The 14,518-nt window shown below is 42.1% G+C and carries 14 protein-coding genes; 10 read left to right on the top strand and 4 right to left on the bottom strand.

Annotated elements, in window-relative coordinates; translation table 11 throughout:
* Positions 1–91: 91 nt before the first annotated feature.
* Both ghrA and AABS66_RS01235 read left to right on the top strand, forming a co-directional pair.
* Positions 92–1,033 (top strand): glyoxylate/hydroxypyruvate reductase GhrA, encoded by a 942-nt coding sequence (gene ghrA / locus AABS66_RS01240; RefSeq protein ID WP_206084146.1) that lies wholly within the window; start codon positions 92–94, stop codon positions 1,031–1,033.
* Between the two features lie 144 nt (positions 1,034–1,177).
* Positions 1,178–1,735 (top strand): TorD/DmsD family molecular chaperone, encoded by a 558-nt coding sequence (locus AABS66_RS01235; RefSeq protein ID WP_272538490.1) that lies wholly within the window; start codon positions 1,178–1,180, stop codon positions 1,733–1,735.
* A 203-nt stretch (positions 1,736–1,938) separates the two neighbouring features.
* Here the strand turns inward: AABS66_RS01235 and AABS66_RS01230 are convergent, their stop codons facing one another.
* From AABS66_RS01230 to AABS66_RS01220, 3 genes are read right to left on the bottom strand one after another with little or no spacing between them, the layout of a single operon-like run.
* A complete protein-coding gene (locus tag AABS66_RS01230; RefSeq protein ID WP_206084148.1) occupies positions 1,939–2,499 on the bottom strand; it encodes a lipoprotein in 561 nt (186 codons plus the stop codon).
* A 38-nt stretch (positions 2,500–2,537) separates the two neighbouring features.
* On the bottom strand, positions 2,538–3,743 hold the full coding sequence (gene mdtH / locus AABS66_RS01225; RefSeq protein ID WP_206084149.1) for a multidrug efflux MFS transporter MdtH: 1,206 nt from the start codon (positions 3,741–3,743) through the stop codon (positions 2,538–2,540).
* A gap of 44 nt (positions 3,744–3,787) precedes the next feature.
* Positions 3,788–3,958: a hypothetical protein gene (locus AABS66_RS01220; RefSeq protein ID WP_353165975.1), complete on the bottom strand. Its 171-nt coding sequence runs from the start codon at positions 3,956–3,958 to the stop codon at positions 3,788–3,790.
* Positions 3,959–4,307: 349 nt separating this feature from the next.
* Here AABS66_RS01220 and rimJ point away from each other — a divergent pair, with 349 nt between their 5' ends.
* The 4 genes from rimJ to AABS66_RS01200 all read left to right on the top strand — a co-directional run bounded on the left by rimJ (position 4,308) and on the right by AABS66_RS01200 (position 7,712).
* Positions 4,308–4,895 (top strand): ribosomal protein S5-alanine N-acetyltransferase, encoded by a 588-nt coding sequence (rimJ, locus tag AABS66_RS01215; protein ID WP_272538486.1) that lies wholly within the window; start codon positions 4,308–4,310, stop codon positions 4,893–4,895.
* Positions 4,896–4,978: 83 nt separating this feature from the next.
* Positions 4,979–6,517 carry a murein biosynthesis integral membrane protein MurJ gene (gene murJ / locus AABS66_RS01210; protein ID WP_206084152.1) on the top strand — a complete coding sequence of 513 codons (1,539 nt, stop codon included), beginning with the start codon at positions 4,979–4,981 and terminating at the stop codon, positions 6,515–6,517.
* A gap of 331 nt (positions 6,518–6,848) precedes the next feature.
* Positions 6,849–7,085 (top strand): hypothetical protein, encoded by a 237-nt coding sequence (locus AABS66_RS01205; RefSeq protein WP_206084153.1) that lies wholly within the window; start codon positions 6,849–6,851, stop codon positions 7,083–7,085.
* Positions 7,086–7,139: 54 nt separating this feature from the next.
* Positions 7,140–7,712 (top strand): helix-turn-helix transcriptional regulator, encoded by a 573-nt coding sequence (locus tag AABS66_RS01200; protein WP_206084154.1) that lies wholly within the window; start codon positions 7,140–7,142, stop codon positions 7,710–7,712.
* A 19-nt stretch (positions 7,713–7,731) separates the two neighbouring features.
* On the opposite strand, the gene argS is transcribed toward AABS66_RS01200, so the two are convergent.
* A complete protein-coding gene (gene argS, locus AABS66_RS01195) occupies positions 7,732–9,462 on the bottom strand; it encodes an arginine--tRNA ligase (RefSeq protein ID WP_206084155.1) in 1,731 nt (576 codons plus the stop codon).
* A gap of 166 nt (positions 9,463–9,628) precedes the next feature.
* On the opposite strand from argS, the gene AABS66_RS01190 reads away from it, so the two are divergent.
* From AABS66_RS01190 to AABS66_RS01175, 4 genes are all read left to right on the top strand, one after another.
* Positions 9,629–10,183, top strand: coding sequence for a VOC family protein (locus tag AABS66_RS01190; RefSeq protein ID WP_206084156.1), 555 nt, complete (start codon positions 9,629–9,631; stop codon positions 10,181–10,183).
* A gap of 184 nt (positions 10,184–10,367) precedes the next feature.
* Entirely contained in the window at positions 10,368–11,129 is a 762-nt protein-coding gene (gene cutC / locus AABS66_RS01185) for a copper homeostasis protein CutC (RefSeq protein ID WP_272538485.1), read from the top strand.
* A gap of 334 nt (positions 11,130–11,463) precedes the next feature.
* Entirely contained in the window at positions 11,464–13,890 is a 2,427-nt protein-coding gene (locus tag AABS66_RS01180) for a DMSO/selenate family reductase complex A subunit (protein ID WP_430224449.1), read from the top strand.
* Between the two features lie 10 nt (positions 13,891–13,900).
* Positions 13,901–14,518, top strand: coding sequence for a DMSO/selenate family reductase complex B subunit (locus AABS66_RS01175; protein ID WP_206084159.1), 618 nt, complete (start codon positions 13,901–13,903; stop codon positions 14,516–14,518).

The following is a 14,518-nucleotide window of genomic DNA, read 5'->3' as shown; positions in this document are numbered from 1 at the left end:
AAATCCTCAACGAAAGTGATCTTGGTTGCGGTATGGACTTGAAAATAAACGTCATTGCGCACACTCTGTTAGAAACCTAAGAGGAGCTGCCATGAATATTTTATTTTACCATCCATTCTTTAATTCAGAACAATGGATTGAAGGAATGCGTGCTAGATTACCACAAGCTAATATTCGCCAATGGGAAAAAGGGGATAAGCAAAGTGCAGATTACGCTATGGTGTGGCTGCCACCCTATGAATGCCTTGCGGGGCGCAATGATTTAAAAGGTATTTTTGCATTAGGTGCAGGTGTGGATGCCATCTTAAAGCAAGAGCAAGATAAACCAGGTACACTCCCTGCGGGTGTCCCTGTGATGCGCCTTGAAGATACAGGCATGGCTATCCAAATGGAAGAATATGCCTGTGCAAAGGTCTTAGCATACTTTCGTCGTATGGATGAATATCGGCAGTTACAATCTCAGCGTCAATGGAAGCAACTGCCTGCTTATCAACATGAAGAGTTTGTGATTGGTGTCATGGGGGCTGGCGCATTGGGCCAAGCTGTTGCGAAGCGCTTAGTCAGCTTTGGTTTTCATGTCAGAACGTGGAGCCGTTCTGAGAAACAAATCCCTAATGTAAAAAGTTATTATGGCAATGAGCAATTACCTGCATTCCTTTCGGGAACTCGTGTGGTCATCAATTTATTGCCAAGCACGCCAGAAACGGTTGGGATTTTAAATCAACAGCTGTTTAGCCAATTGCAACAAGGCGCTTATGTCATCAACTTAGCTCGTGGTGCACATTTGATAGAGCAGGATTTATTATCTGCATTGGATGCAGGACAAGTTGCTGGGGCTGCATTAGATGTGTTTGCGAGTGAGCCTTTATCCCAAATGCACCCGTTCTGGACGCATCCACGTATTGCGATTACGCCGCATGTGGCTGCATTTACCCAGCCGAAAGAAGCAATGGATATGATTGTCAGTAATATCAAGCGCATTGAAGCGGGGGAAGCGCCTGTGGGAGTGGTTGATATGGAACGTGGTTACTAATTACATCTAAAAGAATTGCAAGCTACCTGCTTTTTGCTAGCTTGCAATTTTGTTGTGTTTTTCTTCTCTAATACGTTTCTTATTTTTTCGGTATACTGAGCTTAAGAGCTGAGTCGCAACTGAATTTTAAATAGGAAAACCCATATGAACGAATTCTCAATCGTCTGCCGTATTTTAGGCACATTATTCCAACGCAGCGCTGATGACGCTCTTGTTAAACCTCTTATGGATATGATTGCGCAGGATAAATTGAAAGCATCATGGCCTCTAGAGCAAGATGAATTGTGGGCACGTATGGCGAAAGGATTGGATATTAAAGCGATTAGTGCTGACTACCAAGCCATGTTTGTCGGTGAAAATGCCACAGTATCAATGCTAGCCAATGATTATGACGAAGAAGTCACAGAAGCTGAAATCCGTGAGTTTTTAACCGTTAGAGGCATGACCTTAACGGATGCGCCAGTGAGCACATTGGGGGCGTTATTATTGGCTGCTTCTTGGTTAGAAGATCAAGCCGCCGAAGATGAAACCGCGGCACAAGAAGAATTATTTGATAGCTACATTCTCAGCTGGTACGGCGCATTTTTAGGTAAAGTCGAAGCCCATGCCACGACGGCGTTTTATCGCACATTAGCCCAAATTGCCCGTGATGCCGTTATTGCGCTGCGTGATGAGTTAGATTCCGAGGCTAATGAGGACTAATTTGTGAGTGTTTTATCGGTAGCCAGACCTCATGACTTACGGAATGCAAAAAGGCCAACGAAAGGCTCTTATGTGACACTGTCACTTATATTCAAGAGCGATAATAAACAGTATTGATTAATATTTCTGATTGAATTAAAAAGGCAACAGATTTCTCTGTTGCCTTTAATGCTTTTCTCAATCAAAAAAATTTATGGTTAAAATTAATCCACTAATGGAATGACCAGTTTACCTGGTTTAATCTCAAGTCCCTTAGCCAATTTTTTGGCTGTTGCTTCTGCAGCGCCGTTATCTGGGTTGAGGACATAGACGGGCTGTGTTTCGAAGAAAGTTTCAAGGGAACTATTTAGATAAGGGATTACCGCAGACATGGCGGTATCCATGTTCTCTGGGGTGACTTTATAATTGCTTATATTCAATTCTTTTAAGTAGATAGACCCTGTTTTTGCATCAAAAATTGGGCGAGCCGTTAAGGTTAAGCTAATTTGCGCCTCTGCTTTTCCAATCAAAGAGTCTAACTTAACCGTAGCATCACCATTTAGGGCGATTTTACCTGGCTCACTACGGCCTATTTCAGATTTTAAATTCGCCAGTTGGATATCTGCATCAGCAAGCCCAGAAATCCCCACTTTGTGGTCATATTTTACTTTATTAGCAAGGTAGCTATTTATTTGGGACTCACTAATACTGAATTCAGATAATTGGCTACAGCCCGTTATTAGAGTGATAAAACCAATCATTGTGGCCAATAAAAATTTTTTCATAAAGACTCCTTTTACAGTAATACCGCTAGTTTAGCGCATTACTGCCCACTCAACATGACTGTTTCAATTTTTTTACGGTTAAATTGCTTATGTAACGCCCACAGAGTGACAAAACCGATTATCCCCAGTAAAAACCAAGGCAATTGAGGCATATTCCATTGGTGCCCAATATCATACATCCAACCACCACCCGTATAACCAACAGCACCACCTAGGGCAAGGCCGAGACGGCTAAAGCCCATATAACTGCCACGAGCTCGGGGATCTGCAAGTGAAGCACTCAGCGTTTCTCTAGCAGGATCGGCAGTCACGGTTCCTAAATAGAATAGACAAATTAAACCAAATAACATATTTAACGAAGTTGTCATCCCTATTGGGAACATACTTAAGCTCATTAAAAATAGGCCTGCCATTAACCGCTGCTCTAGGCGAAAATGTTTTTCACTCCAACGTGCAATGGGATAAAGCAAAGTGAGAGAAATCATAGCTTCAATGGCATACATCCATTTTACTGCCGTTGGTGTTCCAGCTAGCTCATTGACAACAATTGGGAACATTAACATCACTTGCACAGAAAGCATAAAGTAACCTGCTAAGGTCACAACATAGGTGACAAACCGTTTGTCTTTTAAAACACGGTTCATACCTTCTTTAATCGGAGTCCTTACCGTTGAAATACGATAAGCGGGGAGTAACCATGCATTACAGATGGCGGCAATGATAAACACCACGGCACCCGCCCAGCAGACATAGTGGAAATCATATTGTAGCAGCCAGCTACCAATCAAAGCACCGATAACAGCACCAGCACTATCTTGCATCAATAAAAGTGAATAAAAACGGCCGCGTTCGTAGGGGCGAGTAAGTTTGATAACCAGCGCCGTTCTGGGGGGATCAAATAGCGTGCCACCAAGGGCAGAAAGCACACAAGATAGCCACAACACCCAAGGGTCGTAAGCGATTGCCATCAAAGCAAAGCCACTTGCTCGTAAAAGCATTCCAATAACAATCATAGGCTTAGCACCAAATCGGTCAGCAATTGCGCCACCAAAAATACCTAAGCCTTGTTGAACAAATTGCCGTAGGCCTAATGCGAAGCCTACCACTACAGCGGCCCAACCTAGTTGGTCAACAAATCGGATTGAAATCAATGGAAAAACGACAAAAAAGCCGAGGACAACTAACATGTTGTCGAGCAAAAGGAAATATTTACCAAGGCTTCTTGCCCGTGACACCTGTGCCATGACACACCATTAAAAAATTGCTAAGAGAGGATTGTTCCATAATGTTACTTATCAATAATATCAGTATAATAGAGAGCAATAGATGATATTTTTTTATCGAGGGTGGCATCGAGGATCGATGATTTATTTTTATCGATGCAATAGCCGTCATATTTTGCACCGCCGCGTTGTTGGCTACACTTAGCTCCCCTAATCACATACTTTTGTATGCTCATAGGGATAGCTGCGTTTGCCGCCTAGCTGCAATGCAAACTATTTAGGCTATTGAAAGAGTTAGTAAGAGAAGACGTTAAATCGTCATATTTTGCACCGCAGCGTTGTTGGCTACACTTAGCTCCCCTAATCACATACTTTTGTATGCTCATAGGGATAGCTGCGTTTGCCGCCTAGCTGCAATGCAAACTATTGAAGAATTGAAAATTGAGAGCAAGATAATTCATCTATTTGACTGACTGATTTTAGATGCTCATCAATAATAGAGAATGCTACACTTTGCTATTTAGCTAACGAATAAATATGCACGGCTAGGGAATCTAGCTATTTTAAATTAATAAAGGGTTAACGATGTTTGGTTATCGCTCAAATGTACCGAAGGTACGCCTGATCACTGATAGAATGATTATTCGTTTGACTTATGAGCGAGATAATTATCGCCTAGCTGATTATTACAGCTTGAATAAAGACTTTCTTATCCCTTGGGAACCGACTCGAGATAACTCTCACTATCAACCCGCTGGCTGGCAAAATCGTTTGCAAGTGATGAATGAAATGCATCGCGAAGGTAGTGCTTATCATTTCCTACTATTAGATAAAGAAGAAAACGAGGTGATGGGAGTAGCAAATTTTAGTAATGTCCTGCGTGGCTCATTCCATGCGTGCTATTTAGGGTATTCTCTGGGCGAAAAATGGCAAGGGCAAGGCTTGATGTTTGAAGCGTTAACCCAAGTAACTCGCTATATGCAACAACATCAGAAAATGCACCGCATCATGGCAAACTATATGCCTCATAATATGCGTAGTGGTAATCTATTGGCCAAGCTTGGTTTTGAGCGTGAAGGCTATGCAAGGCAATACTTACAAATCAATGGTGAGTGGCGTGACCATGTATTAACTGCATTGACGGATAATTCTTGGGCAATGAATAAAGCGTAAACTCTTAATTTACTTTTCAATCGTAGTCAGTGGCAGCCCGCGCTGTTAAACTGATACGATTGTTTACTTTTAGTCTATCAATCATGAATTTATTAAAATCGCTGGCGGCAGTAAGCTCAATGACCATGATGTCTCGGGTCCTTGGTTTTATTCGCGATGCCATCATTGCTCGGGTATTTGGTGCAGGCGCCGCTGCCGATGCTTTTTTTGTCGCGTTTAAATTGCCAAATCTGTTACGTCGGATTTTTGCAGAAGGGGCATTTTCTCAAGCATTTGTCCCCATATTAGCGGAATATAAAAACCAACAAGGTGAAGAAGCTACACGTACATTTGTCGCTTATATTGCGGGGATGCTCACCCTTGCTTTAGCGATAGTCACTGTATTGGGCATGATTGCGGCGCCCTGGATTATCTATGTGACAGCCCCTGGCTTTACTGATGATGCGGATAAGTTTGCGTTAACAACCGACCTGTTGCGAGTCACATTTCCCTATATTTTTCTAATCTCACTCGCTTCCCTTGCTGGGGCAATTTTAAATACGTGGAACCGCTTCTCTGTACCCGCCTTTGCACCCACACTACTCAATGTGAGTATGATCATTTTTGCTGCGTTTGCCGCACCTTACTTTGACCCGCCGATCATGTCACTGGCATGGGCGGTATTAGTGGGGGGGGTGCTACAATTGGTCTACCAGCTTCCCCATTTAAAGAAAATTAGTATGTTAGTGTTACCGCGCCTATCATTTCGCGATAGCGGTGTTTGGCGTGTAATGAAAATGATGGGGCCTGCGATTATCGGTGTGTCAGTCGCGCAAATCTCATTAATTATTAATACTATATTCGCCTCATTCCTACAGTCAGGGTCTGTTTCGTGGATGTACTATGCGGACAGATTGATGGAGTTACCCTCTGGAGTGCTTGGTGTGGCCTTGGGAACGATCTTGCTGCCATCTCTCGCGAAGAGCTTTACGAGTGGAAACCAGAATGAATATCGACAATTAATGGACTGGGGACTGCGTCTTTGCCTGCTATTAGCATTACCATGTGCTCTTGGTTTAGCTATCTTATCTGAAGCGCTGACGGTTTCATTATTCCAATATGGTAACTTTACCGCACATGATTCGTTAATGACACAATATGCATTGATAGCCTATTGTGTAGGGCTAACAGGCATGATTTTAGTGAAAATTTTAGCGCCTGGTTTCTATTCACGCCAAGATATTCGTACTCCAGTTAGAATTGCCATCGTGACCTTAATTTTGACGCAATTAATGAACTTAGCCTTTATAGGGCCTTTACAACATGCTGGTTTGGCATTATCTATTGGCTTAGCGGCTTGTTTTAATGCAGGTGTTCTGTATTGGCAATTACGTAAACAAGATATTTTCCAACCGCTTGCAGGGTGGAAAGGTTTCTTATTTAAGCTACTGATTGCGTTAGTTGTAATGGGCGCGGTGTTATTTGGCCTGCTGCACTTTATGCCATCTTGGCAAGAAGGGAATATGCTCATGCGTATGTTGCGCTTAATTGGTGTGGTGATTGTCGGAGCTGGAAGCTATTTTGTTGCTTTATATATATTAGGTTTCCGCCCACGTGATTTTATGAAGAGAAGCATCGCGTAACATGCTGAAAGTCTGTTAATTTAATGAAAGCCCATTAATTTGGGCTTTTTTGTCTCGATATTCTATCGTTTTAAACCCCATTGTATTTTCTATCCATTTCCAATTTTTTCATCTCTTTTAATAATTCCTCAATTAATAATATTATAATTATTTTATGATATATCAAGTAATTGTTTTTATTGATAAAAATAACCTTCATTGTTTGTTTTACGGTATATTTAGTGCGCGCTTGTTTTTTATCAATAAAGCGTAGGAGGCCACTAGAAATTGGCATAAATAGGATGTTGACCAATGTCAACGTTTTTGGTTATAGTGTATTTATCGGAGGGCGATGAAAAAACATCCGAACAAGCATATTCAAGCAGCCATTGAATATGCGATTGCTAATGGCTGGTTTTGGGTGAGTGCAGGGAGTTCATCACATACATTTTGTAAATTACGTTGTGGTAACGCTGTCGATGAGCACAAAACACATATGATGAGTGTTTGGTCAACACCAAGAGTGATGGAAAACCATGCCAAGCAGATCATCCGGAAAGTGGATCACTGTATTGCACTTTCGAAATAATTATAGCGGCTTAGGCCGCTTATTAGATGATAAAAAAGAGATTAAGGAGCTTTGATGGCGCAATACGCATTCACGTTAACACTTTCTGGAGTAACGGTAGATACCACGGGCTTAGAAGATGCTTTATTTACGGCAGGCTGTGATGATGCCTTGGTGTGCTACTATGGTAATTCCGTTTATTTAGAGTTTGATAGAGAGGCGAGTTCACTGGATGCGGCTATTGAAACGGCAATTGCTGATATTGAGAGCGCAGAAATCTCAATGCAAGTGGCATCAGTTGATAGCACGCTGGTTGGTTTAAGTGATATTGCAGAGTTAGCAGGGCTAACACGCCAAGCGGTTGCATTATTAAAAGATGGGTCAAGAGGAAAAGGCAATTTTCCAGCCCCAGTACAACGTTTAAGTGGCAACTCACCTTTGTGGGATTGGGCTAGTGTGGCTAGGTGGTTAAAGGATAATAATCGTTTAGGGCATGACCCTGAACTTTGTGAAAAAGCAAAAACATTGTGTAAGTGGAATCTAGTCTTACAAAATTGTGCGAATGAAAACGTTGAAGAAATACAGACTTTGACGCAAAAGTTACTTACGCGACGAAAAGAAAAACAGCCCACCGAGGCGAGCTGTTAATTAAATAACGCGAACGTGATTACATTCTTTCGACTGTTTCAATACCTAATGTATCTAAACCTGTTTTTAAGGTTTTTTGCGTTAACGCCGCCAGTTTTAAACGGCTTTGGCGTACAGCGTCATCTTCGGTCGATAAAATTGGGCAGTGTTCGTAGAAAGAAGAGAATAGGCCTGCAAGTTCATACAGGTAAGCACACATCACATGTGGCGTTCCATCACGCGCAACAGTGAGAATGGTTTCTTCAAACTGCAATAAACGTGTCGCCAGTGCGATTTCACGTGGGTCTTGCAGTGAAATTGGTAAAGTCAGATCTGCTTGAGTTAAGTTGGCTTTTTTGAAGATAGAAGCAACACGGGTATACGCATATTGCATATACGGTGCGGTGTTTCCTTCAAACGCTAACATGTTATCCCAATCGAAAATGTAGTCCGTTGTTCTGTTTTTCGATAGGTCTGCATATTTTACTGCGCCAATACCAACGACATTCGCCACATTCAGTAGCTCGTCTTCAGGCATGTCTGGGTTTTTCTCGCGGATCAGCGCTTGTGCACGTTCAACGGCTTCATCTAATAAGTCAGATAAACGTACAGTACCGCCTGTACGGGTTTTAAATGGCTTTCCGTCTTTACCCAGCATCATTCCAAACATGTGGTGTTCAAGTGCCATTGTCTCAGGGATATAACCCGCTTTACGGACGATAGTCCAAGCTTGCATCAAATGTTGGTGCTGACGTGAATCGATGTAATATAATGAGCGATCGGCATGGAGCGTTTCGTAACGGTATTTGGCGCAAGCGATGTCAGTGGTGGTGTATAAGAAACCGCCGTCTTTTTTCTGGACGATCACGCCCATCGGTTCGCCTTCTTTATTTTTAAATTCATCAAGGAAAACGACGGTAGCGCCTTCACTTTCAACGGCTAAACCTTTGGCTTTTAAATCAGCGACAATGCCTGGTAACATGCTGTTATATAAGCTTTCACCCATTACATCGTCTTCAGTTAAAGTGACATTTAGGCGTTTGTAGGTTTCTTGATTCTGCTGCATAGTGATATCAACAAGCTTACGCCACATTTCACGGCAGTATTCATCACCTGATTGCAGTTTTACGACATAACCACGAGCACGTACCGCAAATTCTTCATCTTCGTCATAGTGTTTTTTAGCTTCGCGATAAAACTCTTCCAGATCAGCGAGCGCCATGTCATTGGCACTTTCGTTTTGCACTTTTTCAAGATAAGCAATGAGCATACCGAACTGAGTTCCCCAGTCGCCAACATGATTAGCGCGGATCACGCGGTGACCGATAAATTCTTGCGTACGTGCAGCAGCGTCACCAATAATGGTTGAGCGCAAGTGACCAACGTGCATTTGTTTTGCCACGTTAGGTGCAGAATAGTCGATAACGATGGTTTCGGCTTTTACAGGGGCAAGGCCTAAACGTTGGGAGGCTAATGCTTCTTCAACGTGTTTTTCAACCCAAGAAGGTTCAAGGAAGATATTAATAAAGCCTGGTCCAGCAATTTCCACTTTGCTGGCAATACCATCTAAATCTAAATGATTGAGGATCTGTTCAGCGAGTTGTCGTGGTGGCATCCCCAGTTTTTTAGCCGCGCCCATGACGCCGTTGGCTTGATAATCACCAAATTGGGCTTTAGCGGATTGACGCACGAGTGCATCACTGTCTGCTGGAGCGCCCGCTGCAAGCATTGCAGTACTAATTTTGTCTGAAAGAATCGCCTGAATATTCACTGAATTACCTTAAATTACGAACATAGTTACCACATTGTGCCATCACATGTGGAGAACTAAAAGGTGGAAGAGAAAAATCGGCAGGTTTTATACCATATTTTGGGGGACTCATGCTACAGTCAGCGCCATTGTTTAGATGATAAGTAGATAAAAAGAGGTTTTTGTTGTGCTGCCATTTCGTGAAGTTCCACAATTAAACGATTTATGGGAAGACTTACCTAAATTTGCCAACCAGTTGCAATTAATGGCGAAACAACTTGATGTGTCATTAACGGCTTACGTTATCGATCATATTTCAGTACGCTGCCACTACCTTGAAACAGCACAGCGCTGGCATGAAGGTTTATTGCAATGCGGGCAGATTATTTCCGATAATATCATCAATGGCAGGCCAATTCGTTTATATGAACTTAGCCAACCACTACAAATTGCTGGGCAGAGTGTATTTATCGTTGAGCTACCGTTTCCAAAAGATAAAAAATACCCACAAGAAAGTTGGGAACATATTGAAATGGTGATTAATGTGCCTCCCGCAGAATTGGAAAAAACGGCACGAGCATTACTGCCGAACCCTCTTCCAATCGGATTTAATGTGAAAGTAAGTCAGCCTAAAGGGCAGCAAGAACGTTTGCCCAATCCAACATTGGCAGTGTCAAATGGTAAAATAACCGTCAAATACCACCCATTTACGCTAAAAAAGATAATTGAAAGTGAAAAATAAGTGATGCAATTAACGTTATTGATCAATAGTGCCAGTGTTTTTTTCGGGGTGTGATATCCATCCGATAACATTTTTTAATAAATGGCATTATTCAAAACGGTATTAACAATTATTATTCTACCCCTATCTATTTGTATTAGGGGAATTTAAAGCATGGGCTTTATTACCACATTTGGAGGTAATCATGGCGAAACTGGAAATTTGCTGTTTCGGAATTGAATGTGCTCAAGTAGCGCAAGAATACGGTGCTGACCGTATCGAATTATGCTCTGGTGCCGCAGATGGCGGTCTAACACCAAGCTATGGCTATCTGAAATTAGCAAGAGAAAAACTTCACATTCCAGTTCATCCCATTATTCGTCCTCGTGGTGGTGATTTTTGCTATAACGTTAGCGAATTTGACGTTATTCGTGAAGATTTAATCATGATAAAGGAAATGGGGTTTCCAGGAGCAGTCATTGGCATTCTTGATAGTGAAGGGCGCATTGATATTAACCGTATGCATGGGTTGATGGAAATCGCCAATGGGATGAATATAACTTTCCATCGCGCGTTTGATATGTGCATCAATCCACTACTTGCCTTAGAGCAATTAAATGAATTAGGTGTAGCGCGAATTTTAACTTCGGGCCAGCAGCAGAGTGCAGAATTGGGATTGCCATTATTGAAAGAATTGCACGAAAAAAGCCAAGAAATCAATGGTCCTAAAATTATGGCAGGTGCGGGGGTTCGTTTAGCTAATTTAAGTAAGTTTATGGAAATTGGTTTAACTGAAGTACACAGTTCTGCAGGTAAAACGGTACCATCAACCATGAATTACCGTAAAGTGGGCGTGACGATGGCATCTAATAGTGAAACGGATGAGTTCACACATTATTGCGTTGATGGGCCTACTGTAGAAGCGATGAAGGACTTTATTTCTATTACGGAAAAAGTACTAATTTAAAGGTGCTCAAAATTTAAAGGAGAAACCTATTATGGGTTTCTTCTTATTTTGTCTTGGTGCTATAGGGAATAGCAAAAGCAGTCAAGTAAACATTAGAGTAGTAAATCTATAATTTCTATAAATATTCTTTTTTGAAGTTCTGACTTTTACTAGTTGATTATGCGTTAGAATTTAACAAAAACCATGGATTATTGGGTTTAAGTAGCCAACATATTCACAAACTCATCTTGGTTGATGCATATCAATTAACCTTACAAAATACATGCCTACTATCTAATTATTATAAAAATATATTTTTTAGTTTATTTAATAATAATTAGAAGGTAGCAATGTAATGATTATTAATCACTTAGGAAAGAAAGCGTTAAGCAGGAGACGATTTATTCAAGTCTCTGCCTCAGCCGCAACAGCAACTGCCGTTGCAGGTTCTATCTCATTACCCTTTACGGCTCAAGCCGCTTCAATGGCTAAAACCCAGCCAGATGAAATTAATGAAAAAATCAAATATAGCGCCTGTTTAGTGAACTGCGGAAGCCGCTGTCCACTAAAAGTTCATGTCAAAGATGATGTTATTACCCGTATTTCTAATGAAACGATGTACGATGACAGTCAATTTGGTTTACACCAGATACGCCCTTGCTTAAGAGGGCGTTCTGTTCGTTGGAAAACCTATAACCCAGACAGAATAAAATACCCAATGATCCGTGTTGGTAAACGGGGAGAAGGCAAATTTAAACGTATTAGTTGGGATGAAGCGACAACCATTGTTGCTGAAAAATTAAAAGAGACAATTAATAAGTACGGCAATGAAGCGATTTATTACCAATATGGCTCGGGTTCGACAGGGGCTAATTTACAAGGGCGTAATGCCTGTAAACGTTTATTAAATCAGCTTGGTGGCTTTCTTGACCAACACGGAACATATTCAACAGCACAGATAAACGGCGTGATCCCTTATGTATATGGCAAGTTGGATGATTCCCTTTTATCTGAAATTGCCAACAGCGATCTCGTTGTTATGTTTGGGCACAACATTGCAGAAACGCGCATGTCAGGTGGTGGGCAATTCTATGAAACCTTGCAAGCATTAGAAAAAAGCAAAGCAAAAGTGATTATTATCGACCCGCGTCGTACGGATAGTGTGACAACATTAGGCGCAGAGTGGATACCTATTTATCCTGGAACGGATGGTGCGCTCGTTGCTGCTATCATTCATACTTTAATTAAAGAAGAATTAACAGACGAAGCTTTTCTCGCACAATATTGTGTTGGGTGGGATAGCCAAACATTACCAGACTCGGCCCCTAAAAATGCCTCCTATAAAGATTACATTTTAGGGTTCGGTGAAGATGGTGTCGAAAAAACACCAGAATGGGCGAGCAAAATAACGGGGGTATCACCAACGCGGATCATTCAATTGGCTCGTGAATTGGGCAATGCCAAGGCCGCGTGGATTTCGCAAGGTTGGGGCTTACAAAGAACCGCATCAGGGGAACAAGCTGCACGGGCGGTGATGATGTTGCCTATTGTGACGGGCAATATTGGTCGAGCAGGCACCAATGCAGGGGGATGGGGCGGTAACGTAGCTTATCCCGTTCCTGGATTTGCGATACCTAACCCTGTAAAAACTAAAATCCCGTGTTTTATGTGGACTGATGCCATTGTCCGCGGTACTGAAATGACAGCGGAAAATGCCACGCTATTAGGAAAGGACAAGCTTGAAACCAACGTAAAATTTCTTTGGCATTACGCTAGTAATGTGACGGGAAATCAACACTCAGATTTAAATAAAACCCATAAAATTTTGGCGGATGAATCACTCTGTGAATTTATTCTTGTGTGGGATATCCACATGACGCCATCCACCAACTACGCAGATTTAATTCTACCTGATGTGAGCAGCGTTGAGTCGAATGACTTAATCAATAATTCCTATGCAAGTGGAGCTTATCACTATGCGATACGCCTGCAAAATGCGATCACACCGCTGTGGGAATGCCGACAATCTTACGATGTTTTAACTGATATTGCTGACAAATTGGGGATTAAAGACCAATTTACTGAGGGGCGAACTCATGAGCAATGGATAGAACATTGTTACAACCAAATGCGTGAAAAAAATCCACAGTTACCCACTTTCGAAGAAACCAATGACATGGGGATTGTTGATAGAAAACTCGCAAATAGTGCAGACTATATTGCACTGAAGTCTTATCGGGATTCACCAACCGAAAACCCGCTGCCAACGCCATCAGGCAAAATTGAAATTTACTCAGCACGCTTAGCAAAAATAGCCCAAGAATGGGACTACCCTGATGACCAACGTATTCCCGCAGTGCCTGAATACTGTGTGAATACAGAAGGGGTTGAAAATACAAAGGCAAGGGAAAAATACCCACTACAAATGACGGGCTTTCATGATAAAGGCCATGCGCATTCATCCTACTTTAATGTCGCGGTATTGCGTGAGGCTGTACCACATCAATATTGGATAAACCCAATCGATGCATCCGCTCGAGGTATCCAAGATGGCAATCTCACTGAGATTTTCAATGATAGAGGGCGCATAAAAATTAAGGCGAAAGTAACGGCGCGGGTATTACCAGGCGTGATTGCGGTTCCTCAAGGGGCATGGCGTGAACTTGATAGCGAAGGCGTTGATATTGGTGGTTGTATTAATACGCTAACGACTCAGCAGCCGTCTGCACTCGTAAAAGGTAATCCTCAACATACTAACCTCGTTGATGTGAAACGTGCATAAGGAGCGACAAATGAAACAGTATGGTTTTTATTTTGATTCGACCAAATGCACGGGGTGTAAAACCTGTCAGGTCAGTTGTAAAGATGAAAAGGATTTAGACCTTGGCCCTAAGTTCCGCCGTGTTTATGAATTCGGAGGGGGAAGTTGGCAGCAACAAGACGGTATTTGGCAGCAAAATGTGTACAGCTATTACTTGTCAATTTCTTGTAATCACTGTTCAAACCCAACATGTGTCGAGGGTTGCCCAACAGGAGCGATGCATAAACGAGAGCAAGATGGCCTCGTGGTTGTTGATCAAACTATTTGTGTCGGTTGTCGGTATTGTGAGTTACGTTGCCCTTATGGCGCTCCGCAATATGATGAAAAGAAAAAGCTGATGAGCAAATGTGATGGCTGTTATGAGCGAGTAGAAAAAGGCATGAAACCTGTGTGCGTCGAATCATGCCCTCAGCGTGCGTTAGATTTTGATGATATTAACGTGTTACGTGAGCGCCATGGACAAATTAGTGGGATTGCCCCAATGCCAGACCCAAGTTTAACAAATCCCAATATCGTGATTAAACCGCATAAAGATGCTAAACCATCGGGTGATAAAAGCGGGATATTACAGAACCCTGCGGAGGTCTAA

Source organism: Providencia sp. SP181, assembly GCF_050446505.1.
GTDB lineage: Bacteria > Pseudomonadota > Gammaproteobacteria > Enterobacterales > Enterobacteriaceae > Providencia > Providencia vermicola.
The sequence above is the reverse complement of the archived record's forward strand: the minus strand, read 5'-3'. Positions and strand labels throughout refer to the sequence as shown.